Annotated in this window: 20 protein-coding genes; 5 read left to right on the forward strand and 15 right to left on the reverse strand. The window is 36.7% G+C overall.

Translation table 11 applies throughout. The annotated features are described in order from the left end of the window. Window positions 1–37: 37 nt before the first annotated feature. Window positions 38–1,018 carry a thioredoxin-disulfide reductase gene (gene trxB / locus INR75_RS16185; protein ID WP_223089602.1) on the reverse strand — a complete coding sequence of 327 codons (981 nt, stop codon included), beginning with the start codon at window positions 1,016–1,018 and terminating at the stop codon, window positions 38–40. Between the two features lie 184 nt (window positions 1,019–1,202). Here trxB and INR75_RS16190 point away from each other — a divergent pair, with 184 nt between their 5' ends. After that, window positions 1,203–1,832 (forward strand): trimeric intracellular cation channel family protein, encoded by a 630-nt coding sequence (locus INR75_RS16190; RefSeq protein WP_175487002.1) that lies wholly within the window; start codon window positions 1,203–1,205, stop codon window positions 1,830–1,832. Between the two features lie 135 nt (window positions 1,833–1,967). Here the strand turns inward: INR75_RS16190 and INR75_RS16195 are convergent, their stop codons facing one another. The 8 genes from INR75_RS16195 to INR75_RS16230 all read right to left on the reverse strand — a co-directional run bounded on the left by INR75_RS16195 (window position 1,968) and on the right by INR75_RS16230 (window position 10,524). Next, window positions 1,968–2,381, reverse strand: a complete 414-nt coding sequence (locus INR75_RS16195; RefSeq protein ID WP_223089603.1) for a YeeE/YedE family protein — start codon at window positions 2,379–2,381, stop codon at window positions 1,968–1,970. Window positions 2,382–2,384: 3 nt separating this feature from the next. Next, entirely contained in the window at window positions 2,385–2,945 is a 561-nt protein-coding gene (locus INR75_RS16200; RefSeq protein ID WP_223089604.1) for a YeeE/YedE family protein, read from the reverse strand. 59 nt (window positions 2,946–3,004) lie between these two features. After that, window positions 3,005–3,907 carry an NAD(P)-dependent oxidoreductase gene (locus INR75_RS16205; protein ID WP_223089605.1) on the reverse strand — a complete coding sequence of 301 codons (903 nt, stop codon included), beginning with the start codon at window positions 3,905–3,907 and terminating at the stop codon, window positions 3,005–3,007. 444 nt (window positions 3,908–4,351) lie between these two features. Then, the gene (locus INR75_RS16210; protein ID WP_223089606.1) at window positions 4,352–5,896 is read right to left on the reverse strand and encodes an acyl-CoA carboxylase subunit beta; all 1,545 of its coding nucleotides are present in this window, start codon (window positions 5,894–5,896) and stop codon (window positions 4,352–4,354) included. A 221-nt stretch (window positions 5,897–6,117) separates the two neighbouring features. Continuing rightward, window positions 6,118–7,572, reverse strand: coding sequence for an acetyl-CoA carboxylase biotin carboxylase subunit (gene accC, locus INR75_RS16215; RefSeq protein WP_223089607.1), 1,455 nt, complete (start codon window positions 7,570–7,572; stop codon window positions 6,118–6,120). Between the two features lie 27 nt (window positions 7,573–7,599). Further along, the gene (locus INR75_RS16220) at window positions 7,600–8,085 is read right to left on the reverse strand and encodes a biotin/lipoyl-containing protein (RefSeq protein ID WP_223089608.1); all 486 of its coding nucleotides are present in this window, start codon (window positions 8,083–8,085) and stop codon (window positions 7,600–7,602) included. A gap of 201 nt (window positions 8,086–8,286) precedes the next feature. Beyond that, a complete protein-coding gene (locus tag INR75_RS16225; RefSeq protein ID WP_223089609.1) occupies window positions 8,287–9,624 on the reverse strand; it encodes an MBL fold metallo-hydrolase in 1,338 nt (445 codons plus the stop codon). A 15-nt stretch (window positions 9,625–9,639) separates the two neighbouring features. Next, window positions 9,640–10,524, reverse strand: coding sequence for a sterol desaturase family protein (locus INR75_RS16230; protein WP_223089610.1), 885 nt, complete (start codon window positions 10,522–10,524; stop codon window positions 9,640–9,642). 223 nt (window positions 10,525–10,747) lie between these two features. Here INR75_RS16230 and INR75_RS16235 point away from each other — a divergent pair, with 223 nt between their 5' ends. Both INR75_RS16235 and INR75_RS16240 read left to right on the forward strand, forming a co-directional pair. Next, on the forward strand, window positions 10,748–11,740 hold the full coding sequence (locus INR75_RS16235) for an aldo/keto reductase (RefSeq protein ID WP_223089611.1): 993 nt from the start codon (window positions 10,748–10,750) through the stop codon (window positions 11,738–11,740). Window positions 11,741–11,992: 252 nt separating this feature from the next. After that, a complete protein-coding gene (locus INR75_RS16240; RefSeq protein ID WP_223089612.1) occupies window positions 11,993–13,555 on the forward strand; it encodes a M1 family metallopeptidase in 1,563 nt (520 codons plus the stop codon). Between the two features lies 1 nt (window position 13,556). On the opposite strand, the gene INR75_RS16245 is transcribed toward INR75_RS16240, so the two are convergent. The 3 genes from INR75_RS16245 to INR75_RS16255 are packed head-to-tail and all read right to left on the reverse strand — an operon-like array spanning window position 13,557 to window position 18,635. After that, window positions 13,557–14,159, reverse strand: a complete 603-nt coding sequence (locus tag INR75_RS16245; RefSeq protein ID WP_223089613.1) for a hypothetical protein — start codon at window positions 14,157–14,159, stop codon at window positions 13,557–13,559. 3 nt (window positions 14,160–14,162) lie between these two features. After that, window positions 14,163–17,564, reverse strand: a complete 3,402-nt coding sequence (locus INR75_RS16250) for a VIT domain-containing protein (RefSeq protein WP_223089614.1) — start codon at window positions 17,562–17,564, stop codon at window positions 14,163–14,165. Between the two features lie 39 nt (window positions 17,565–17,603). Beyond that, window positions 17,604–18,635, reverse strand: a complete 1,032-nt coding sequence (locus INR75_RS16255) for an MBL fold metallo-hydrolase (RefSeq protein ID WP_223089615.1) — start codon at window positions 18,633–18,635, stop codon at window positions 17,604–17,606. Between the two features lie 174 nt (window positions 18,636–18,809). Here INR75_RS16255 and INR75_RS16260 point away from each other — a divergent pair, with 174 nt between their 5' ends. Together INR75_RS16260 and INR75_RS16265 are read left to right on the forward strand one after the other, a co-directional pair. Next, window positions 18,810–19,223, forward strand: coding sequence for a hypothetical protein (locus INR75_RS16260; RefSeq protein WP_223089616.1), 414 nt, complete (start codon window positions 18,810–18,812; stop codon window positions 19,221–19,223). Next, the gene (locus tag INR75_RS16265) at window positions 19,220–19,414 is read left to right on the forward strand and encodes a helix-turn-helix transcriptional regulator (RefSeq protein ID WP_084841532.1); all 195 of its coding nucleotides are present in this window, start codon (window positions 19,220–19,222) and stop codon (window positions 19,412–19,414) included. The genes INR75_RS16260 and INR75_RS16265 overlap by 4 nt, the downstream gene beginning before the upstream one ends. 43 nt (window positions 19,415–19,457) lie before the next feature. Here the strand turns inward: INR75_RS16265 and INR75_RS16270 are convergent, their stop codons facing one another. From INR75_RS16270 to INR75_RS16280, 3 genes are all read right to left on the reverse strand, one after another. Then, a complete protein-coding gene (locus INR75_RS16270) occupies window positions 19,458–20,513 on the reverse strand; it encodes a family 43 glycosylhydrolase (RefSeq protein ID WP_223089617.1) in 1,056 nt (351 codons plus the stop codon). 81 nt (window positions 20,514–20,594) lie between these two features. Next, the gene (locus tag INR75_RS16275) at window positions 20,595–21,635 is read right to left on the reverse strand and encodes a cytochrome d ubiquinol oxidase subunit II (protein WP_084841530.1); all 1,041 of its coding nucleotides are present in this window, start codon (window positions 21,633–21,635) and stop codon (window positions 20,595–20,597) included. 2 nt (window positions 21,636–21,637) lie between these two features. Next, window positions 21,638–22,939 carry a cytochrome ubiquinol oxidase subunit I gene (locus INR75_RS16280; RefSeq protein WP_223089618.1) on the reverse strand — a complete coding sequence of 434 codons (1,302 nt, stop codon included), beginning with the start codon at window positions 22,937–22,939 and terminating at the stop codon, window positions 21,638–21,640. Between the last annotated feature and the right edge of the window lie 47 nt (window positions 22,940–22,986).

A 22,986-nucleotide genomic window follows, 5' to 3' on the forward strand; every position in this document is an offset into this window, starting at 1 on the left:
CTGATAGTTATGAGTAAATTACTGCTTAATTAATTGCTTAGGCAGTAACTTCTTTTTGCTCTTCTTCTGATGTTTCGATTTCAGCTAAATAACGTTCAGCATCCATCGCGGCCATACAACCTGTACCTGCTGCAGTAATTGCCTGACGATATTCCTTATCCTGTACATCTCCCGATGCAAAAACTCCAGGAATATTTGTCTTTGTAGATTTTCCCTGAGTGATTAGATATCCTGTTTCGTCCATATCTAAATGGCCTTTAAAAATATCTGTATTTGGTTTATGTCCAATAGCAATAAATAATCCGGTAATTGCAATTTCTTCTTTCTCACCAGTCTTATTATTTACCATGCGTAATCCATCTACAACCTGATCACCAATAACCTCATCCACTTCAGTATTGTAACGAACTTCAAGATTCTTAGTATTATTTACACGGTGCTGCATAGCTTTAGAAGCTCTCATCTCGTCTTTTCTAACCAACATGGTAACTTTCTTACAAATGTTCGCTAAATAAGTTGCTTCTTCAGCAGCAGTATCTCCACCACCAACGATAGCTACATCCTGATTTTTATAGAAAAATCCGTCACAAACCGCACAGGCTGAAACTCCGCCTCCTCTTAATTTCTGTTCACTAGGCAATCCTAAATATTTTGCAGTAGCTCCTGTAGAAATAATTACGGTTTCGGCTTCTACCCATTTAGAATTATCGATACAAGCTTTGTGAATTCCTCCAGCTTCTTTACTAAACTCAACTTCAGTAACCATTCCCATACGAACTTCTGTACCAAAACGTTCAGCTTGCTTTTGTAGATCCATCATCATGGCCGGGCCGTCGATACCTTCAGGATAACCAGGAAAGTTATCAACTTCAGTAGTTGTAGTTAACTGCCCACCAGGCTCCATTCCGGTATACATAATTGGTTTTAGATCTGCTCTGGAAGCATAAATCGCTGCGGTATATCCGGCAGGACCAGATCCAATGATCAAACACTTAATTCTTTCGATTGTCTCGCTCATATGTTCTTTAAATCTTATTCTTAATTTAGATTGTAAAAGTAGTAACTTCAATTAAAAACTTACAGTAAATCACATATAGATTTACTATATATCGATAGTTGCGGCATATTAGTCTGTTTAACTGACTAATAATTACTTACTGCGTTTCTACAAATTTAAAACAATAAAATTACCTTTGCCAATTATGGAGTTCAGCCTGTTTAATATACTCGATATTCTTGGTACCGCAGCTTTTGCGATTTCTGGTGCATTATCTGCCATGAACCGCAGGTTAGATCTCTTTGGTATTTTTATCATTGCCTTTGTAACTGCCATTGGTGGTGGTACTTTACGCGATGTTTTAATTGGTAATACTCCTGTCACCTGGATGGAAAACACGATTTATATTTATCTTATAAGCGTAGTGACGATATTGGCCATTTTATTCAGAAATTATTTAAATCACCTTCGGAAATCACTCTTTTTATTCGATACAATTGGCCTTGGTGTTTTTACGATCACCGGTGTAGAAATTGGAATTAGGAATGAATTGGATCCTATAATTTCTATCGCTTTAGGTGGAATGACCGGTGCATTTGGTGGTGTAATTCGGGATATATTATGTAATGAAATTCCCGTGATTTTTAGAAAGGAAGAGATCTATGCAACGGCTTGTCTTGTTGGCGGACTCATTTTCGTAATCATGCACGATCAAAATATCAATACTGATATTACTTATTTAGTAACGTCTCTAACTGTAATAATCTTAAGATTACTTGCAGTAAAATATCACATCACACTCCCTGACTTTTATCCTGAAAAAGAGCAAAAGTAAATTGTAAGTTTTGTTGAAAAATCCGTGAAATATTCAATTAAAAATTCATCCTTAAAACCTCAAATTTCAGCCAAAAAGAACAGCAATTAGCTGTAGGGAACTAATTGCTGCTAAAAATCACATTAGTAGAATTTTCTAATGTGGTAACTTCTTCCGAAGTAATCCGTATAAAAAAGTTCCCAACATAGCACCGGCAAAAACTACTAATATTGGCCAATATCCTGCGCCCGCTAAAACATAGATGGGTCCAGGGCAAGCTCCTGCTAATGCCCAACCTAATCCAAAAATGATTCCTCCAAACATATAGCGGCTAAAGCTTTTATCCTTCGGAACAAAATTTATAGGTTGCCCAAAAAAGGACTTAAAATTCTTTTTTTTGATAACCTGAACCCCAATCACTCCTAAAAATAAAGCTGAACCAATGATCCCGTACATATGGAACGATTGGAATTTAAACATCTCGTAGATTCTAAACCACGAAGCAGCTTCAGACTTAAACATTACGATCCCAAAAAATATTCCTATCACTAAAAATCCTATCTGTCTCATTGTTTAAAATATTAATGGGTATAAAAAATGAATCATTAACAATCCACCAATAAAAAAGCCAATTACGGCAATTAATGATGGTAATTGTAGATTACTTAATCCTGAAATTGCATGCCCAGAAGTACATCCACCGGCGTATCTTGCTCCAAATCCAATTAAAATCCCGCCTATTAAAAGCACTAAAAGCGTAAGCGGTTCAGAAAAAACATTTGTCGAAAATAATTCGGTTGGCAAATAGGCTTTCCCTGCACTTTCAAACCCAAGACTGTTTAAATCCTGAATCGTTTCTGAAGAAATCGCAACGGTAGTTGGATCTTCACTTAAATAAAAATGTGCGATAAAACCACCTATTACGGCACCTAGCAATACCAGTAAATTCCATTGCTGTGCTCTCCAATCGAAATTAAAAAAATCTGCTTTCTTATCTGCACCACACATGCTACACATGGTTCGTAGGTTGGAAGACATTCCAAACTGACGTCCCATAAAAATGAGTAAAAACATGGTAAATGCGATCAATGGCCCGGAAACATACCACGGCCAGGGTTCTAAAATCCAATTCATAGTCTTCTTTTGTGCAAATAAACCAGAAATTAAGAAAACGGCCTGTAACAATGGTTACATTAATTTTCCTGAAGGTATTCTTTAAAGTTTTTTACTACTCTTTCTGATAATCTTTCCTGAGTTTTAAGCGTCCAGCCGGCACTTTTCTTCCCAATCACTACATTCTTTCTTTCATGAATATCCTGCGGAACATCTTTTTTAGCGTCCCCATCGAAAATCGCAAAATTTGAGGTCGATTTTATCCAATTTCGAAAAGCTTCTAAATCGAATGGCATTCCCAGCGAAGTATTGATAAAAATTTTCCCGTCACCGAATTTCTCAAAATGTTCTGGCTGAAGAATTTCCAGGTTTTTTGGAAGATGAATCGAGATCACATCTACGGTTTCCAGAAGTTCATCTAGCTCTAAATAGTCTAGTCCTTTTTGTTCGTACTGAAGTTTTCTGCTTCTGCTGAAGTAATAAAGATCGGCTCCAAAAGGCAATAAACAATCGGCTAAAAGCTGCCCGGTAACACCCAAACCAATAATCCCGATTTTAAGATCGGTAAGTTCATGCGGAATTTCCTTCCACTGTTTTTCAGCATACCCGTGGATAAGCATGATCAATTCTGAAATCACAAATTCTGCCACTCCGGGATCGCCATAATCAAAAATTCCGGTGACTGTAATTCCCTTTTCTCGTGCATAATTTACCGCTACATTGGCTGAAGCATCATCAAACAAACTACAGCACATCCCGATATACTTAAGATTAGGACATTCTTGAATAATTTCTTCTGTGATCTGCGTTTTCCAGGAAACAAAGATCACCTCAGCATCACCAATTCTATTTAAAATTTCCTCGTTGGTTTCCGGGAAATCATCAGGATGAATTATTTTTTCTTCGGAATATTCCTGAAGCTGGGCAATAGCTTCATCATTCATTTTCGTATAATCGACACATGCGATTTTTTTGAATTTCATCTAAAATTTTTTGGGAACATAAGAAAAATTCGAAGATTTTTAGCCATTAGCACTCAGCTTTTGGGGAGTAGTATTGAATTAATTATACGCGATTTGTGTTAATTAAGCTTTCGTCATTCCGGACCTGCCCGTCCGGCAGGCGGGCTTGATCCGGAATCTCATATCTTATTGAATATCCAAGCTTATTAGTGTGAGATCCTGAATCAAGTTCAGGATGACTGTTCTTTTTAAAAGCATTTATCGATACTATTTCAACGCTACCGCTATAAAATCACTCGAATTGAAGATTCAACATAATTTGAAAAGAGATCTCTCCACAAGGTCGAGATGACACAAAACCTTTGCACATTCGAAATTCAGCATTGAAAATTCAACATTTCTAGACTAAATTCTAACAGCGCAGCGATCTAATTTCTCATCTCTAAAAGCGTAGCGGTCTAAAGTCTATAAAGGAATATTCCCATGTTTTCGATCTGGTCTTAGCACACTTTTATTTTCAAGCATACTAAAAGCTTTCAGTAATTTTCTACGAGTGTCTTTAGGCATGATCACCTCATCTATAAATCCGCGTTGAGCAGCTTCGAAAGGATTTGCAAACTTCTTGGCATATTCAGCTTCTTTTTCGGCTAATTTTTGTTCAGGATCATCAGCTTCTTTAATTTCTTTTCTAAAGATAATTTCACTCGCTCCTTTGGCTCCCATAACGGCAATTTCAGCACTTGGCCAGGCAAAATTCATATCAGCTCCAATATGCTTACTATTCATCACATCGTATGCACCACCATAAGCTTTTCGGGTAATCACCGTTACTTTTGGAACCGTGGCTTCACTTAGCGCATACAGTAACTTCGCACCGTGTAGAATAATCCCGTTCCATTCTTGATCTGTTCCCGGCAAGAATCCGGGTACATCGACTAAAACCAATAGCGGAATATTAAAACAATCGCAAAAACGTGTAAAACGAGCCGCTTTTTTAGAACTATCTACATCTAAAACTCCGGCTAAACTCATTGGCTGATTGGCAACAATACCAATACTTCTGCCACCCAATCGTGCAAAACCAACGATGATATTATCGGCATAATTTTTATGAATTTCAAAGAAAGAATCTGCGTCGATAATTCCCTCAATAACCGAATGCATATCGTACGGTTTATTGGAACTATCGGGAATAATTTCATCTAGTTTTTCACGAATCTCATCCTGTGGCTCAAACGCTAATTTTTCAGTTTTTTGTTTATTGTTTTGAGGCATATAGCTAATCAGCTTTTTTATATCCTCTAAACAGGTAATATCGTTATTGGCCGTTAAATGAGTTACACCAGATTTTGTGGAATGCGTACTCGCACCGCCCAATTCTTCTGAAGTTACCGTTTCATTCGTCACCGTTTTTACCACATTTGGCCCAGTCACAAACATATAACTAGTATCTTCTACCATGATCGTAAAATCGGTTATTGCGGGAGAATACACCGCTCCACCGGCACACGGACCCATAATGGCTGAGATCTGCGGAATAACTCCTGAAGCTTTTACGTTACGATGAAAAATATCGGCATAGCCACCAAGCGATTTTACTCCTTCCTGAATTCGCGCCCCGCCAGAATCATTTAAACCGATCATCGGCGCGCCGGTTTTTACTGCCAAATCCATAACTTTGCAAATCTTTTCGGCATGTGTTTCTGAAAGTGCGCCACCAAAAACCGTAAAATCCTGAGCAAAAACATAGACTAATCTTCCATTGATCGTTCCGTACCCTGTAACAACTCCGTCGCCATAAAACTTCTGATCCTGCATTCCAAAATCGGTTGTACGGTGCGTTACCAAAATCCCTATTTCTTCGAACGAACCTTCATCCAATAAATAATCAATCCGTTCTCTTGCGGTAAGCTTTTTCTTTTCGTGCTGCTTTGCAATACGCTTTTCACCACCGCCAAGATACGCCTGTTCTATTCTTTGATTTAATTGCTCTATATTTTTCTTACTCATTGGTTTTAATTTTTAGCTGTTAGCGTTCAGCCCTGCTTTCGCTTTTAAATTTAAATTGATCTTAGTTTAAGATTTCTCCGTTTCACTTTGTTTTACCTGCTTACCGGCGAGGCTGGGTCGAAATGACAAAAATCTGCTACTCAATTTCAATTTATTAGAATTTTCAAATCATCGCATCAGCACATTTTCAAATTTACATCCACTGATTACTGCCAACTGAATTACTCTCTTGCTTCAGTAATGGGTAATCTTAGTTTTTTCTGATCTTTTAAATATTGCCGCAAGGCAACCAAAGCGGCCAGCTTCGATTCTTCTTCAATTTCATTTTGAAGTTTTTCAGGAGAATAATATTTCTTCACAAAATGGGTGTCAAAATTTCCTGAAGTAAAGGCTTCATGTTCAAAAACGAATTTCCCGAAACTCAGCGTTGTAGAAACACCTTCTAGCTGATAATCATCGATCGCTTTGATCATTAACTGGATCGCTTCTTCTCTATTCTTTCCGTAGGTAATTAATTTGGCCAGCATAGGATCGTAATAGATCGGCACGTCCATCCCTTCTTCAAATCCATTGTCTACCCTAATTTTCTCTCCTGAAGGAATTTTATATTTCTCCAGTTTTCCAACGCTCGGCAGAAAATTATCCATTGGATCTTCAGCATAAACCCGCAACTCCAGTGCATGACCAGTGATCTTTAAATCATCCTGTTTGAAGCTGAGCTCCTCTCCCCTTGCAATTTTAATCTGTTCTTCAACAAGATCGATTCCCGTGATATATTCGGTTACAGGATGCTCTACCTGAAGCCTGGTATTCATCTCTAAAAAATAAAAATTTCGACTTTCATCGAACAAGAACTCAACCGTACCGGCGCCCACATAATCGCAGGCTTCAGCAACCCGAACGGCTGCTTTTCCCATTTCGTCCCTTAATTTTTCGTCTAAAACTATCGATGGCGCTTCCTCGATCACTTTTTGGTGACGACGTTGTACCGAGCATTCACGCTCAAATAAATGCAGCGTATTTCCGTGCGTATCGGCCAAAACCTGAATTTCAATATGACGCGGAGAAGCCACATATTTTTCTATAAAAACAGAACCATCACCAAAGGCAGATTCGGCTTCACTAATGGCACGTTTCATTTGGTCTTCCAGATCCTTTTCCTGCTCCACTACACGCATTCCTTTTCCACCACCACCGGCAGAGGCTTTTATTAAAATAGGATAACCAATTTCTTTAGCGATCTTTTTAGCTTCCGCCGTATCTGTAATCGCTTCATCGATTCCGGGAACCATAGGAATATCATATTTCTTCACCGCATCTTTGGCAGCGAGCTTACTTCCCATAATTCGAATGGCTTTACTATGCGGACCGATAAACGTGATTCCAGCTTTCTCAACAACTTCAGCAAAATCGGCATTTTCGCTTAGAAATCCGTATCCGGGATGAATTCCGTCGACATTTAATTCTTTACAAATTTCAATGATCTTATCTCCTAACAAATAGGATTGATTAGAAGGAGCCGGGCCAACGCAGACTGCTTCATCAGCAAATTTTACGTGCGGTGCATTTCTATCGGCTTCAGAAAAAATAGCCACTGTTTTAATGCCCATTTTCTGAATAGTTTTTAGTACTCGCAGGGCAATCTCACCACGGTTAGCTACTAATATTTTCATCATTTTTTACAAATTTTAGCGGAATAAGGATTATTCCATTTCGATAAGCAATTGATTTTTCTCTACGGTTTCGCCTTTTTTGATCTGGATACTTTTTACCACTCCGTCTCGTGGCGCAGTAATCGTATTTTCCATTTTCATGGCTTCTAAAACCAGTAAATAATTGCCTTCTTTTACCGCTGTGCCTTCTTCGACATTCACTTCCAGAATTAATCCTGGCATTGGTGCTTTAATATCGTTGATCAATTGGGCAGAGCCGAGGGAAAGTCCCATCTTTTCGATCAAAAGATCTAAATCGTTTGCGATATTGATATTATAAATATTGGAGTTGATTTTTATCGAATATTGCCTTTTTAAGAAATCGCTTTTTTCTACGGAAGCTTTGAAGGATTTATGCTCATGAAGTATATGAAAATCGGCATTTCCAATGGCTTGAATATCTAAATCTAAGATTTGGTCTTCAGTGAACTCAAATTCTGATGTATCATTCACTTTAACCTTAAACTTTTTCTCCATATTTGATCAATTTTTGCTCATTATAAGCAACAAGCTTTGTAAATATAGAAAATTAATAAGGCTTTTACTGAAGGATTAATAATTTATTAATATTCTAAAAATTATGCTCCGAAACATCGAATTTCAGTATAAAGAAAAATCCCAACTTCACTTAGAAATTGGGATTGACTCAAAATTTTATAAAAGAAAATCCTTAAATATCTATTTAAAATCGTTCACGGCATCACTTAAATCAAAAACTTTAATTCCGTTTAACTGCTTATCTACAATGCTACTTCCGGCTGCAGATCGATAGCCGCCGGCACAATGCACAACGACTGGTTTATCTGTTGGGATTTCGTCTGTACGATCTCTTAATTCATTTAGTGGAATGGCAATCGCACTTTCAAAAAACTTCCCTTCTTCAACTTCAGAAGTATTTCTAATATCCACAATTGTATATGCTGAAGGATTTTCTTTAAAATGATCTACCTCTAAAAATTCGGTAGAACCTTCAAGATCTTCAGCAACAGTAATGATCGCTTTTAGATGTTTTTCGTAACCAATTTTTGCAACACGCTCCAACAAAGCATCAATATCTTCTACTGAAGGCGCCACTAAATAAAAAGCTTCTTCTGGCTGAATGATCGCTCCTAACCAGGTTTCGAACTTTTGCTTAGGCGATGTCGCCATAATATTAATGCTTCCCGGCAAATGTGACTTTTTAAAATCGTCTCCGCCTCTTGTATCTACGATCGTTAGACCTTCTTCAACTTCATCTACATTTAGAAAAACCGGAACATTATATTTTGCTTTCTGTACGTTTAAAGCTCCGGCTTTGTTGATATCAACATCAAACCCAAAATAAGATGGTATAAACGGCTGATCTTTTAAAATCTCATCTACAAACTCATCCTCGGTTTGTTCTTTAAAAGCCCAGTTTCCCATGCGTTCATTTCCTAAAGTACTGGAAGAATCACTACTCATATTTTTACCACACAAAGAACCTGCACCATGCGCCGGATATACCAAAGCATCATCTGGCAGATCGTTAAATTTGGTTTGCATGGTGTTATACATTTGCTTGGCAAGATCGATACGCTTGGCTTTCATGTTCCCGGCGTTTTCACGTAAATCTGGCCGACCAACATTTCCAATAAATAAAGTATCCCCTGTAAAAAGAGCCGTTTCGTTTTCTTCTTTGGCTACTACCGTAATACTATCTGGACTGTGCCCCGGTGTGTTTAAAGCGCTAAAAGTTACCTTTCCTAATTCGAAAGTATCACCTTCATCAAAACTTTTATGATCATAATCTGCGCCTACCAATTTGCTCACAAAAATAGTTGCAGCAGTTTCTTCATGAATTTGTAAATGACTGCTTATAAAATCGGCATGAGGATGTGTTTCGAAAACCGCTACGATCTTTGCATTATTTTCTTCAGCAAACTTATAATACGGCATAGGATTTCTAGATGGATCTACCAGCGCCATTTCACCTTCACTTACAATTGCATACGAATAATGGGCTAAAGCCTCGTCATTAAACTGTTCTATGATCATTTCTCTTTTCTTTTATTAGTTTGTTTCTTTTTTATTTTTAAACGGAAAAGTCATTTGTTCTTTAAAGCTTCGTGGGAAATCTTCGTCTCCTTCAAAACCAAGTTCTATACTTTTTCCGCTCTTCGGAATATATGCTGTCTTAAAAAGATAATCCCAAATACTTAAACTTAAGCCGAAATTCATTCCGTAGGGATGGGAATCGGGCAATGCTTTGGAGTGATGCCAGATATGCATTTTTGGATTGTTGAAAATATAACCTAAAAATCCATAATTCCAGCCCACATTCGCATGGTTTAAATGCCCAATCAAGACACTAAACATATGAACAATAAAAAACTCCTGAATCCCAAAACCTATCATCGCTAACGGAATATACTGTGCGGTTTTGTAAAAAATCGTCTCCATAAAATGAAACCTAAACTGCGCCGCAAATCCCATTTCTTTTACACTATGATGTACTTTATGAAATTGCCATAACCAAGGACGTTTATGTAACTGTCGATGAACATTCCACTGAATAAAATCGGCAATCACGAACATAATCAACAACTGTCCCCAAACTGGCAGATTTTGAATATTTATGGCCACAATATTTTCAATCCCAAAAAGTCCCAGGAAATCATTGAAAAGCGCTACACCAATATTCGATAAGGCATTGTAACCAATCAACGAAAACAGGAAAAAATTGAATAAAATATAAAAACCATCCAGCCAAAAACCTTTTCTAAAGATCGGTTGTTCTTTACGCCAGGGCAATACAATTTCCAAAATCCAGACAAATAGTGAAATTGCTATAAGCCAGTAAAAATAATTGGTCCAGGAAGGATTGGTAATCTCCTGCACCAGGTAATTAAAATACCCGGTAAACGAATCCTGAATTATTTTTAAATATTTGTCCATTTATTTATTATTCCGCAGCAAAAGTAACCAAAAGCTAAAGCAAGGCCAGTAACTTTTGTTACAGTCTTCCCATTCAAAGTCTTGCTAAAAGATTAGAAGACCTTAAATATCCCTTAACAATCGCAAACCTTTAAGTATAAATATAAATGTTATAAGGCGTTAAACTAAGCCTGAGTAACTAAATACTTTATTATTTTCAGGCTAAAATTCAGAAAAAGAAAATATGAGCACTAAGAAAAATTTAAAATTAGAAAAACTGGCTTTTGGGGGCGTTGCCATTGGTACCGGTTTCAATAAAATAGATGATAAACAAGCTGGACAGGCGCTAGAATCTGCCTGGGAAAGCGGCATTCGACAATATGATACTTCGCCATGGTATGGCTTAGGTTTAAGTGAGCGTAGGATGGGGCACTTCCTAAAAAATAAAAAACGTGAAGATTATATCCTCTCTACAAAAGTAGGCCGACTTTTTACTCCGACAAACAATATTCCTGAAACACAATGGGTAGATCCATCTCCTTTCGATTATCGCTATGATTATACTGCCGACGGTGTTAGAAGATCTGTAGAAGATAGTTTGCAGCGATTGGGCGTAGAAAGTATCAATTATGCTTTTATTCACGATCTTTCGCCAGACAATAATGCCGATCTTGGTGATTGGGAAGAACATTTTGAAATCGCTAAAAAAGGTGCGATGCCAGAGCTTACCAAAATGCGTGAAGAAGGTTTAATTAAAGGTTGGGGACTTGGTGTGAATACCGTAGAACCAATTATAAGAACGATCGATTATGCCGATCCAGATTTATTTGTTTCTGCGATTCAATATTCGATGATCGATCATAAAGATTCTTTAGATCGTCTTTTTCCAAAGGTTGAAGAAAGTGGAGTTGGATTAATCGTTGCTGCGCCTTTTAACGCTGGTTTACTAAGCGGCCAAAAGCGATATAATTATGCAGGTGAAATGCCCGAAGATGTAGATTCTCGCTACAAAAAGATGATAAAAATAGCCGATAAATACGATGTAGATCTTGCAAAAGCAGCCATACAGTTTTCTTACGCGCCAAAAGTAGTCGATACTGTTTTAGCCGGTGCCAGCAAGCCTTATCAAAACGTCGAAAATGTAAAAGCTTTTGATGTGAAGATCCCAAAAGACTTTTGGGTCGAACTAAAAAACGAAGGATTAATCGATGAACGTTGCGAAACTCCGCAGTTCTAATCTTTTAAATGAATTAAATGTGAGCTAAAAGTCAAGATGGAATTATAGTCACCCTGAACCTGCCTCGCCGGCTGGCAGGCTCGATTCAGGGTCTCACTCTATAATTTTTATTTTACAATCTTTATGAGATTCCGGATCAAGTCCGGAATGACGAATAGTTGATAACTAAAAAAGTCGCTTTTTACATAGAAGCGGCTTTTTTATTTTCTAGCTGAATTGAAAACAGTAATTTTAAAGCTCAAAATCGATAAAATGAAACGCAATTTTTTTCTTCTCTCTATTCTGAATATCCTTACTCCTGCTCTATTATTAGCACAAAATCCAAAAGTAGATATCCAGGAATATGAATTTCATCTAAAACTGAATGATAACAACGACGTAATTGAAGGAAAAACACTTATCGATTTTAAGTATACTGAAGGAGCTGATGTCCTTGAACTAGATTTTGCTGCGGAAGAAAATGGCAAAGGCATGCAAGTGGACAGTATTCTTCAAAATGGAAAAAGCTTAGATTTTAAACATTCCGAAGAAAAATTAAATATCAGCACTACTGCTGAAGATGAAGTGACGATCTATTATCACGGAATTCCGGAAGACGGACTCATAATTAGTGAAAATAAATACGGAGACCGCACTTTTTTTGGTGATAACTGGCCAAATAGGGCCCATCTTTGGTTACCACTAATCGATCACCCTTCAGATAAAGCAAAAGTTTCTTTTCATGTAACCGCTCCTTCAAAATATCAGGTGGTGGCCACAGGAACACTTCAGGAAGTGACCAATATCGATGATGATAATTCACTTTATGTTTATGCTTCTCCGCTAGAATTACCTACAAAAGTAATGGTGATTGGTGTGGCAGAATTTGCCGTACAACATTTAGGTGAAATTGCAAAAATTCCGCTTTCATCCTGGGTGTATCCAGAAAATAAAGAAGCTGGGTTTTACGATTATGCACAGGCTGAAGAAATCTTAAATTATTTTACTGAAAAAATAGCGCCTTTTCCTTTTACAAAATTAGCCAACGTACAATCGACCACGCGTTATGGCGGAATGGAGAATGCAGGAAATATTTTCTATTTTGAAAATTCGGTTGATGGAAAACGTTCATCAGAATTTCTTTTGGCACACGAAATTGCACACCAGTGGTTTGGAGATTCAGCTTCCGAAATTGACTGGTCGCATCTTTGGTTAAGCGAAGGTTTTGCTACGTATTTCACCGATCTTTATGCCGAGCATAAATACGGAAAATCAAAATTAGACGAGAAATTGCAGGAAGAGCGCCGCCAGGTGATTGGTTTTAGTCAGACTACAAAAACAGCGGTAATCGATAGTTCTCGCACCGATTTAATGGAACTTCTGAACCCTAATTCTTATCAAAAAGGAGCCTGGGTATTGCACATGCTTCGCAGAAAAGTAGGTGACGAAAATTTCTGGAAAGCAATTCAGCACTATTACCAGAATTACAAATTTAGCAATGCAAATTCAGCAGATCTACAAACCGAATTCGAAGCAGCTTCAGGAGAAGATCTAGACCAGTTTTTTAAACAGTGGACAACACAATATGGCCAGCCAAAAATTAAATACGATCATAAGTTTGAAGATGGAAAATGGAAAGTTACAATTCAACAACTTCAAAAAAATCATTTTGAATTTCCATTAGAATTTGAACTAAGATTTTATGATCAAACGTCTAAAATTATCGAACTTGATATTACTAAAAAGAAAGAAACTTTTGAAGTAGAACTTCAGGAAGAACCAGTTTCGATAAGTTTAGATCCAAATACCAACCTGTTATTCGAAATGGTACGCTAAATTATTCTATAATAAACATCGAAGGAAAACGAGTAGAATATCGAATTTTAAATTGCTGCCCGTCGAGTCTTGCGATCATTCTTTTTCCGTCGTAATTAATCGATTTTCGGAGTAATTTTTCACGCAAATAAGCGTCAACTTTTTTGCCTTGTTGTTCTAAAGTTCCAAAATTATTTTGGTAATTAAAGATCGCAAAATCTTCGTAGCCATTAGTGGTAAACACTTTAGTGACACGATGTTCTTCACTAACGACGGCAATAGTTTCATTATACGAATTTTGGATAATTACTTTGGCTAGTTGATGATTTGCTCCTTCAGCAAAATGTTCTAAAACAATGGCAAAACCAGTAATTCCGATCACAAGGATTATTTGCATCAAGCTCACCAAAATATAAGTGATAGGGTCTTTTTTAAAGGAACCTTTATCTACTTCTTCAGATCTAATTATAACTCCCACCAGCAAAATGGCCAGGCCAACAAAAATGAAAAATAAACTGATGCCTTTCACCAATGCGTAATATTCTACCAGGTGCGTAAATAGCATTTTTATCAAAAACCCTATGCCCAAAACCAATAATCCAATAAAATGTCTTGTTTTTAGCAAATCTTAGAATTTTATTTCGCCAACTTTTAGCTCGTCGTCATTATTTTCTAATCTATAAACTTTTAATGTTTTTTGCTGATCTTTAGTTCCGTAATTTTTGAAAACTGTGACTTTTAAAAATGTGGGTCCAGATATTTTCTGAACATTATCGCTGTAATAATCAATAAACATTTCGTAATTACCGCTTATTGCTTCTTTCAGTTTAAAAGATTCAGGCCCAAAACCTTCAGTCATATCATCAGAAATTATTCCGCCTATTTTGGTTCTTTTATTTTGATACCAGCATTTTTCGTCTTTTGGATCGATCGCCCAGAGATCGATATCGGTGTCGTTGTGATTCCAATCGACCACCACGCGAAGATCCATATCCATTGGGCTAATGAATCTTTTGTCAATATTCGATAAATCCAGTTCATTTTTATGAAGCGCAATTAGGTTATTCATTTCTACAAAAGAAATATCTTCGATTCCAGAAAATCTGCGTGCTTCATCTTTTTCTACTAAATCTCCGTTTACAATTTTGTAAAGCAATTCTAAAGCTTCCTGAAAATACCCGTTTTCGATCTTAATTAAAGCCAGATCACGATAAGATTGGATATCTTCAGGACGTAATTCTAAAACTTTCGCGTAAATATACTCGGCCATTTCAGTTTTTCCTTCGGCTTCTAATTTATAAGCCAACGCCCGACTCAGCTCATAATTATCGAGCTCAATTTCAGCAATATTAGAAATAATTCTGAAGGCTTTTTCAGCTTCATTTTGTTTCAGAAAATAATCGGCAACATCCATATAGAACGATGGCATATTATTATAATCTTCTCTTAATTCCAGGTATAATTGATAGGCTTCTTCCGCAGAATTTGTTCGTTTAAGTTGCCTGATATATGCTGAATTTGGATTCCATCCTTTTAATTCCAGTTCGTCTTCAATTTGTAATTCTAATTCGGCAATTTTATCTTTTTCATTTTCTGAAAGCTCTTTAGTTTTAATAACAACTACACCGCCAGCTGCTTGAGCACCATAAAGTTTAGTGGCATTTTCTGAATTTATATTGTAAAGTTCAGCTATATCATCAGCATTCAAATTGGGCATTTCACTAACTAAATTTCCATTTACAATATAAATTGGGTTTTTATTAGATAAACTGGCTGCTCCTCTTATTCGTACAATTTCTTCTTCATCGTTTACTACCTGAATTCCGGCTGCACTACCTTGTAAAGCAGTTACTGCACTCGTCCTCGCATTAGACGATTCGCTTTCATAACCCGTAACCACGACTTCTTCTAAAGCTGAAGCGTCTTCTTCTAGTGCTACATCAATTTTATCACCAGTAACAACCACTTCCTTGGTTTTAAAGCCAATATAACTGAAGATCAATTTTTCACCTTCGTTTACGTAAATCTGATAATTCCCATCAAAATCGGTTTGAGCTCCGTTTGAACTTCCTTCGATAATAACATTCACACCCGGTAAAACAAGATCGTCTCCTGCCGCCCTCACATTTCCTTTTACCAAATGATTTGAATTTTCATCGCCGGGAATATCTTCTCCTGAATTTGAACTGGATGTTGAATTTGAAGTCGGTTCACCCTCTGAAGCTTCCTCTCCAGAATCTACTACGCTCGTAACAGGATTGTTGGTTCTTTGAGAAATAGTATCTTTTGAAATATCGATTTTGGGCGTTTTTCCGTACCATTTTTCAATATCATTATATCCATCGATAATCAATAAGCGTTTTGCTTCTAGGTTATTTTGGCGATTTGCTAAACTGGACTTTTTACGTCGCATGGCATCCTGATACTCCTCTAACATCTCTTCTGGTGGCGTGATTTCGTACTCGATATAATCTGATAGGCGGTCTAAAACCAACAAGGACGTGTAGTCTGAAAGTACCTGATAATTTTCGCTTACTTCAACAATTTTAGCTTCTACATCATCATTTTGGGCATTTAGGAAGTCAATTTTTTGATTCGCCCATTTCTTATCGATTCCCCAATTTTTAACATCGATCGCATCTACCGGATTAATCTCGATCGTATTCACCACTTCATTCCCAAATCCAAACTTTAAAGTGATCCTTGTATTTTCAAAACCTTTCCCGGTAAGTGTAAAATCGTTATTGAGTATCTTTTTCTCTTTTGGATAAATTTCAAGGGAATTATCTTCTGAAGTTGCTCCTAAAAATAAAAACGGCTGATTTTTAAGTTTTGAAATCGCTTCCTCTAAGCCTAAGTTTTTAAGATTGATATAATTTCCGCTAGATTGCAAAGAAACCTGTTGAAGCTCTTTATGATCTGCTGAAGTTTTGCTGTTTATGGCGAAAATGGGACGATTAAATTCCTCCTTAAAACCTCCAAAATTGTCTAAGCCATCGCTAAATAATAAAATTGCCTCACTATCTTCAGAATTAAAATCTAATTGATTGTAAGCCGTTCCTCCATCATAAACCTGAGATTTTAAAAATTCAAAAAGTGCTTTAGAATCTCCATTTTCGACTTTAAAAGATGATCTTTTTCGCTCTTTATAATCGAAAGTGATCAATTCGACTTCAACATTTTTTAAATCTTCAAAATAGCACTCTAGAAGATCGATTTCCTTTTGAATTTGCCTGTCTTTTTCTGAATACGAAACATCCCAAAAGATGCTAATTTTTGATGGTTTTGGCCTGATGCGCTCCTTGGCTTCAACCGAATTATACCAGTAAAAAAAGTCATCCTGAGCTACAAATGTTGGTTTTGCATCATTTTTATCAATTCTGAAAATAAAATCCTGATCTAACTTAAAGTTCTCTTTCTCAATTTCTGAAATTAAATTTCCATCGGAATTCTCGAATTTCAAGTTTGATTTTAAAGCTGAAGCATCATCGATTCCGGCAACGCTAATTTTCAAGTTGAAATTCTCAAGTTTAACATCATATTCTAACGGTAATTGATAAAATAACTCACCTTTATTCAGAATCAATTCTTCTTCATAAGCCAAAACTACACGTTTATAAGATTTTGCTTCGATAGGAAAAATCCGTGCTTTGTAATTATTTCCCTGCGTTTTCTCGAGCAATGCAGGATCGATACGCCGCCTTACCGTACTTTCAAAAGCAACGCGAGCTTTTTCTTTTTCAACAATTACCGCTTCCCTTAGTTTTCCGTTGATATCTAAGGCGAACCGGCTTACTTCACGGCCTTCGCCTAGTGGAAAACTTAACTCGCCTTCCAGCCTTTCATCGTTTGGATTGTAGAAAAATAATTCGAATGTTGTAGTCGCCAGGTTTCCGGCAATTTTCACGTCTACATTTAACTTAGCAAGATCCAGTTTTTTATTGCCCACCTTAATTTCTGGTGAGTTCTGAGAAAACAAAGCCAGGCTTGCCTGAAACATCAGGAAACAAAATAATATCAATTTTTTCATAGGTAAGAAGTATGAACTACCCTATGAATTTAATCGAAATTATTCAAAATCCCACCAAACTTCCTGCTTAAATTCCTGATTTAGTTGATATAGCTCTCCAATTTTAGGGCTCACATAGCTTAATTTATCCGCATCAGCGGCTTTTGTAAAACGTTTAATAGGTTCATTCCACGGATGCGTAGAAAGTGTAAATTTTGCCCAGTGAACAGGAATCACTTTTTTGGCTTGTAGATCGTTTGCAGCCTTCACAATCTCTTCTGGGAAATTATGAATTTGCGGCCAGTTTTCACCGTATTGACCGCATTCTAAAATTGCAAGGTCAAATTGGCCAAATTTATCACCTATTTCTTTAAACTGCGGACTGTAACCCGAATCGCCACCTAAATATAATTTGTATCCAAAAGCTTCAAAAACAAAAGACGACCACAATGTATTGCCACGTTTAAACAAGCGTCCGGAAAAATGTCTTGAAGGCGTTGCTGTAATTTTTAAATTATCGATAATCTTTATAGATTCCCACCAATTTAATTCGGTTATGATCATACTTTGGTAGCCCCAATATTCTAAATGCGCGCCAACACCTAACGAACAAACTACTCGTTTTACTTTTGGTTTTAATTTTTCTATTGTGGGATAATCTAAGTGATCGTAATGATCGTGCGTAAGTAGTAGAATATCAATTTCAGGCATATCCTCTACTCCATATTCATTGGCGCCATCGTAAGCTTTTCCGAAGAAAGAAACCGGCGAAGCATTTCCGCTAAACACAGGATCTACCAATATGGTATAGTCTTTTATTTTCAGCAAATACGAAGAATGTCCAAACCACACAAAAGCAGGTTCTTCAGCATTTATTTCACTAAGATTGGTCTTTACAGACGGAATTTTTTTTGACGGATTTACAGATTTTGGACGATTTCGCATATCCTTCATCATTTTAAACATCGATACATTATTGGGGTTTACCGAGGTTTCTTCTATGTTATGGAAGCTTCCATCTTTAAAATTTTCACATTCCTGTATTCTTTCTAATCGTTTACCAGATGGGGCTTTTCCAAATTGCTTGATCATAATTTATGGGGTATAATAATGAATCTGATGTTGTTGTGTAAAGGTATTTATTAACGCTGAATTGACTTATTAATTATTTCAGAAAAAATAAAAATGTAAATAAAACTTGACATTTTAAAAAACTGATCTATATTTGTAAAATAAACTTTACTTTTAGTTAAACACATTTTACTTATGGAAGCAAAACAAAATAACTGGCACAGTGAACTAAAAAAGAACACGAAAGCATTGGCGGTTTGGACATTTTTATGGGTTTTCAGCTTAGCATTTGTTGCTTTTGGCCCAAAATTTATCTGGAACGAAAACAAAATTATCACCATTGTGATGATCATTATAAACACTCTCGTAGGGGTTGACATGATATGGATTAATCGAAAACATCTTAACAGTCAGGATCCCCTACAACGTAAAATAAGTATGGATGCTATGGCTATAACTTTAGGTATTACATTAATCGTTGGAATTAGTTACTCGATGCTGGATATCACTAACCTTATCTCTTTTAATGCTGAAATCTCGCATTTGGTTTTCGTAATGGGAATCACGTACCTAATCGCAATGCTAATTGGAAATGCTCGTTACAAATGAAAAATAGAATAAAAGTATTACGAGCCGAGCAAAACATCACACAGGCAGAATTGGCCAATCGCGTTGAAGTTTCCAGGCAAACCATAAATGCCATCGAAAAGGGCAAATTTGATCCCAGTTTACCGCTGGCATTTAAAATTGCCCGATTATTTAATCTGAAAATTGAAGATATTTTTCAGGATGAAGAATAAAAAAAGCGCCAATCGGCGCTTTTTTTATTAAGATTTTTAAAACTTAGTCTGCTATATCCTGACCAAAATCTGGAAAACCTTTATCATCCCAGCTAAAAGTTCTTGCTCTTGTATGACGGTTAAAATCATAAAGAGAATTTCCTCTTATCTTTTCGTAAACTCGAGCGTGATAAATTAAAACATCGGTTTCTCCATCCTCTGCTACCGTAAAAGAACTATGTCCCGGTCCAAACCTTCTAAGCTCGGCATTTGTAGAGAATACTGGCTTTTCAGATTTATGCCATGAATCTGGATTCATAAGATCGGCATCTTCTTCTGCCCATAATAACCCGATTGCATAATTAGCATCTGTTGCACTAGCTGAATAGGTCATAAATATTTTACCATTTCTTTTGATCACCGCCGGGCCTTCATTTACAAAATAACCAATACGCTCCCAATCATATTCGGGATTGGTAATTTCAATTTCTTCTCCTTTAAGTTTTGTGGGAGATTCCATTTGAGAAAGCAAAATCGAAGTTCCGCCCTCCTCTCTCACCGATTGTGCCCACGCGTAATAAAGTTCTCCATCATGCTCAAAAGTTGTAGCATCTAAAGAAAAAGAATCTCTACTGGTTTCCATTTGTCCTTCCTCTTTCCATTCACCCGTCATTGGATCTTCAGCATCGTTAGAAAGCACGAACATTCTTATTTTCCAAACATCTTCAGCTTGTCCTGCTGCAAAATAAACATACCATTTTCCGTCGATCTTGTGTAATTCTGGCGCCCAGATATGATGACTCATCACTCCGTTTTCGTGCTTGTTCCAAATCACTTTTGGTTCGGCCGTACCAAGACCATTAATAGTTTTTGCCTGGCGCATTTCTATACGATCATATTCTGGCGCAGTCGCAATAAAATAATATGTACCATCTTCAGCTTTATGAACCCAAGGATCTGCTCGTTGCGCTACAATTGGGTTATGATAAGTAATTTTTTTAGAAGTCTCTTCAGAATTAGCGGTTTCCTGATCTTTTTTTTCAGCAGTATTACAACTAAAAATAGAAATCGATAAAGCTAGAAGGAAAAGATGATTTAAGCGGTGCAATTTTGTCGTCATTTGAGAGATTATAAATTTATTGTCTAATATCTAACATTTTGACAAAAAATAAAAGATAAGTGCGAAATTTACACTTAAAAATTATTTCTGAAATTGCTGTTCGTCTCTGTCGAAGATTTTTATCATTTTAAAAGACTTCATTAAATGGAATAATCCCGGTAGTATTACTCCACCTCCAATCAATAAAGATATTCCTAAAACCATAATCACGCTATCTGGAGATATATTTTCTAAAAGGCTAATTTCTTCTTCTGAAGTAATAATAACATACGGAAAATGTGCTACCAGCGCCGCAAAAAGCACTAAAACAACCTGAAGACCGGCAAAATATCTGCTTAATATCCGTCGGCCTGCGCGTATAAACTTCCATAGTGGGAATAGTAGAATTCCTGAAAGGATGATACATACAATTGAAATTGGATTAGTTACAAAATCCCTGATAAAAGCGATCTCATTAAAAAATCCGTAAGCAATTAATACAAATCCAAGAAGCACTAAAATTCCTGTTGAAATCTTCGATTTTCGGATATACATATTTCTAATATCTCCTTCACTCTCCCCTATTAATAAAGTTGAAGCTAAAAATGCACAAAGTGAAGCATAGAATAATCCCATCAAAATACTGAAACCATTAAACCATGGCTGCATAAAAAGATCGTAAAAGCCGTAATTGGTATAATCTTCAGTAACTATTAATTCTCCACCAACAAGAGCAGCAAAACACATTCCCAGGAAAATTGGCGTTACAAAACTGGAAAATCGAAATAAGCCATTATAAATTAATTGCGATTTATCCTGAAAAGCATCATAATGTCTAAAAACAAAGGAAACGCCACGCATGGTTATGCCTAACAGCACCAAAGTTAGCGGCACGTGTAAATAAATAATTATGATATTAAAATAGACTGGAAATGCAATCCATAAAATAACGATAAGAATAATTAACCAAATATGATTGGCTTCCCAAATTGGTCCCATTACCCTGTAAATAGTATCACGATTCACTTTTTTATTTTCTCTTGAAGAAAACAATTCGACGATCCCGGCACCAAAATCGGCTCCGCCCAAAAGAACATACAGTAATAACGAAAACAGTAAGAAAAATAAAACTACGTATAACATACTTAATCTTTTTGGGTATTTAGGGCTTTTATTTGTCGTTGCATTAGCCAGGTAACAGTAATCGCTAATAAAATATAAACCGCGACATACATAAAGAAACTAAACTTCATTCCCGGCATTGGCGTTACGGCCTCACTGGTGCGCATGATCTGATAAATGATCCATGGCTGGCGACCAACTTCGGTTACCACCCAACCTGCTTCTAGCGCTAAAAATCCAAGCGGAGCCAAAAGCATAAAAAACCACCAGTATTTTTTATTATTCATCCAGGATTTCTTTTTAAGGCTTACAAAAAACAGCAATCCGGCCAAAGCGAGTAAAGTCCCTATCCCCACCATTACCTGAAAGGCATAATGAACAATGGCTACGGGAGGAATTTCATCTTCAGGAAATTCATTTAAGCCTTTTACTTCAGCTTCAAAATCGCCAAAAGCCAGGAAAGAAAGTGCATTTGGAATCTCAAATTTATAATTCACTTCTTTATTTTCTTCATCAACTATTCCGCCTAAAAATAGCGGCGCACCTTCTTCGGTTTCAAAATGCGCTTCCATTGCAGCTAATTTAGCCGGTTGACGTTCAGCAACATCTTTAGCCGAAATATCTCCACTTATGGGCTGTAAAAGTGCGGCAATAGCACCAAAAGAAATTGCGATCTTAAAAGCACTTTTATGCACTTCTACAGATTTTCCTCTTAAGATCTGAAAAGCATGAATCCCGGCTACTCCAAAACTTGTAGCCACAAAGGCAGCGAGCGTCATGTGTAATGCTTGTGAAAACCAGGCGGGATTTAAAAATGCCTGTACAGGATCTACATTGGTAAATTCTCCATTTATATATTCGAAACCGCTTGGAGCATTCATCCAACCATTGGCTGCGACCACTAAAATCCCAGAAAGCACTCCAGAAATACCGATAATCACCCCGGTAAACCAGTGAAATTTCTCTGGAAGTTTATTCCAACCATAAAGATAAAATCCTAAGGCAATTGCCTCTACAAAAAAGGCTGCTCCTTCTAACGAAAATGGCATTCCTATAATTGGGCCGGCATGTTTCATAAACTCTGGCCATAGCATACCTAACTCAAACGAAAGTGCAGTTCCAGAAACTGCTCCTGTAACAAAGAAAATTGCAACTCCTTTAAGCCAGGCTTTGGTAAGTTTTAAATAAACAGGATTTCTGGTTTTTAACCATTTGTGATGGGAAACGACCATAAAAAATGGCATTACCATACCAATACATGCAAAAATAATATGAAAGCCTAGTGTAAAGGCCATTTGAAGGCGGGCGTAATCTAAATTTTCCATTTATTTGGTTTTGAAATACGCTGTTTTTAAGCGCATTATCTTTTTGA

The sequence above is a fragment of the Zunongwangia sp. SCSIO 43204 genome, from assembly GCF_019904275.1.
Lineage (GTDB): Bacteria > Bacteroidota > Bacteroidia > Flavobacteriales > Flavobacteriaceae > Zunongwangia > Zunongwangia mangrovi.

Bases quoted from the DNA above. Each gene is read 5' to 3' on its own strand.
- trxB (WP_223089602.1), bottom strand. From the start codon at position 1,018: ATGAGCGAGACAATCGAAAGAATTAAGTGTTTGATCATTGGATCTGGT.
- INR75_RS16190 (WP_175487002.1), top strand. From the start codon at position 1,203: ATGGAGTTCAGCCTGTTTAATATACTCGATATTCTTGGTACCGCAGCT.
- INR75_RS16195 (WP_223089603.1), bottom strand. From the start codon at position 2,381: ATGAGACAGATAGGATTTTTAGTGATAGGAATATTTTTTGGGATCGTA.
- INR75_RS16200 (WP_223089604.1), bottom strand. From the start codon at position 2,945: ATGAATTGGATTTTAGAACCCTGGCCGTGGTATGTTTCCGGGCCATTG.
- INR75_RS16205 (WP_223089605.1), bottom strand. From the start codon at position 3,907: ATGAAATTCAAAAAAATCGCATGTGTCGATTATACGAAAATGAATGAT.
- INR75_RS16210 (WP_223089606.1), bottom strand. From the start codon at position 5,896: ATGAGTAAGAAAAATATAGAGCAATTAAATCAAAGAATAGAACAGGCG.
- accC (WP_223089607.1), bottom strand. From the start codon at position 7,572: ATGATGAAAATATTAGTAGCTAACCGTGGTGAGATTGCCCTGCGAGTA.
- INR75_RS16220 (WP_223089608.1), bottom strand. From the start codon at position 8,085: ATGGAGAAAAAGTTTAAGGTTAAAGTGAATGATACATCAGAATTTGAG.
- INR75_RS16225 (WP_223089609.1), bottom strand. From the start codon at position 9,624: ATGATCATAGAACAGTTTAATGACGAGGCTTTAGCCCATTATTCGTAT.
- INR75_RS16230 (WP_223089610.1), bottom strand. From the start codon at position 10,524: ATGGACAAATATTTAAAAATAATTCAGGATTCGTTTACCGGGTATTTT.
- INR75_RS16235 (WP_223089611.1), top strand. From the start codon at position 10,748: ATGAGCACTAAGAAAAATTTAAAATTAGAAAAACTGGCTTTTGGGGGC.
- INR75_RS16240 (WP_223089612.1), top strand. From the start codon at position 11,993: ATGAAACGCAATTTTTTTCTTCTCTCTATTCTGAATATCCTTACTCCT.
- INR75_RS16250 (WP_223089614.1), bottom strand. From the start codon at position 17,564: ATGAAAAAATTGATATTATTTTGTTTCCTGATGTTTCAGGCAAGCCTG.
- INR75_RS16255 (WP_223089615.1), bottom strand. From the start codon at position 18,635: ATGATCAAGCAATTTGGAAAAGCCCCATCTGGTAAACGATTAGAAAGA.
- INR75_RS16260 (WP_223089616.1), top strand. From the start codon at position 18,810: ATGGAAGCAAAACAAAATAACTGGCACAGTGAACTAAAAAAGAACACG.
- INR75_RS16265 (WP_084841532.1), top strand. From the start codon at position 19,220: ATGAAAAATAGAATAAAAGTATTACGAGCCGAGCAAAACATCACACAG.
- INR75_RS16270 (WP_223089617.1), bottom strand. From the start codon at position 20,513: ATGACGACAAAATTGCACCGCTTAAATCATCTTTTCCTTCTAGCTTTA.
- INR75_RS16275 (WP_084841530.1), bottom strand. From the start codon at position 21,635: ATGTTATACGTAGTTTTATTTTTCTTACTGTTTTCGTTATTACTGTAT.
- INR75_RS16280 (WP_223089618.1), bottom strand. From the start codon at position 22,939: ATGGAAAATTTAGATTACGCCCGCCTTCAAATGGCCTTTACACTAGGC.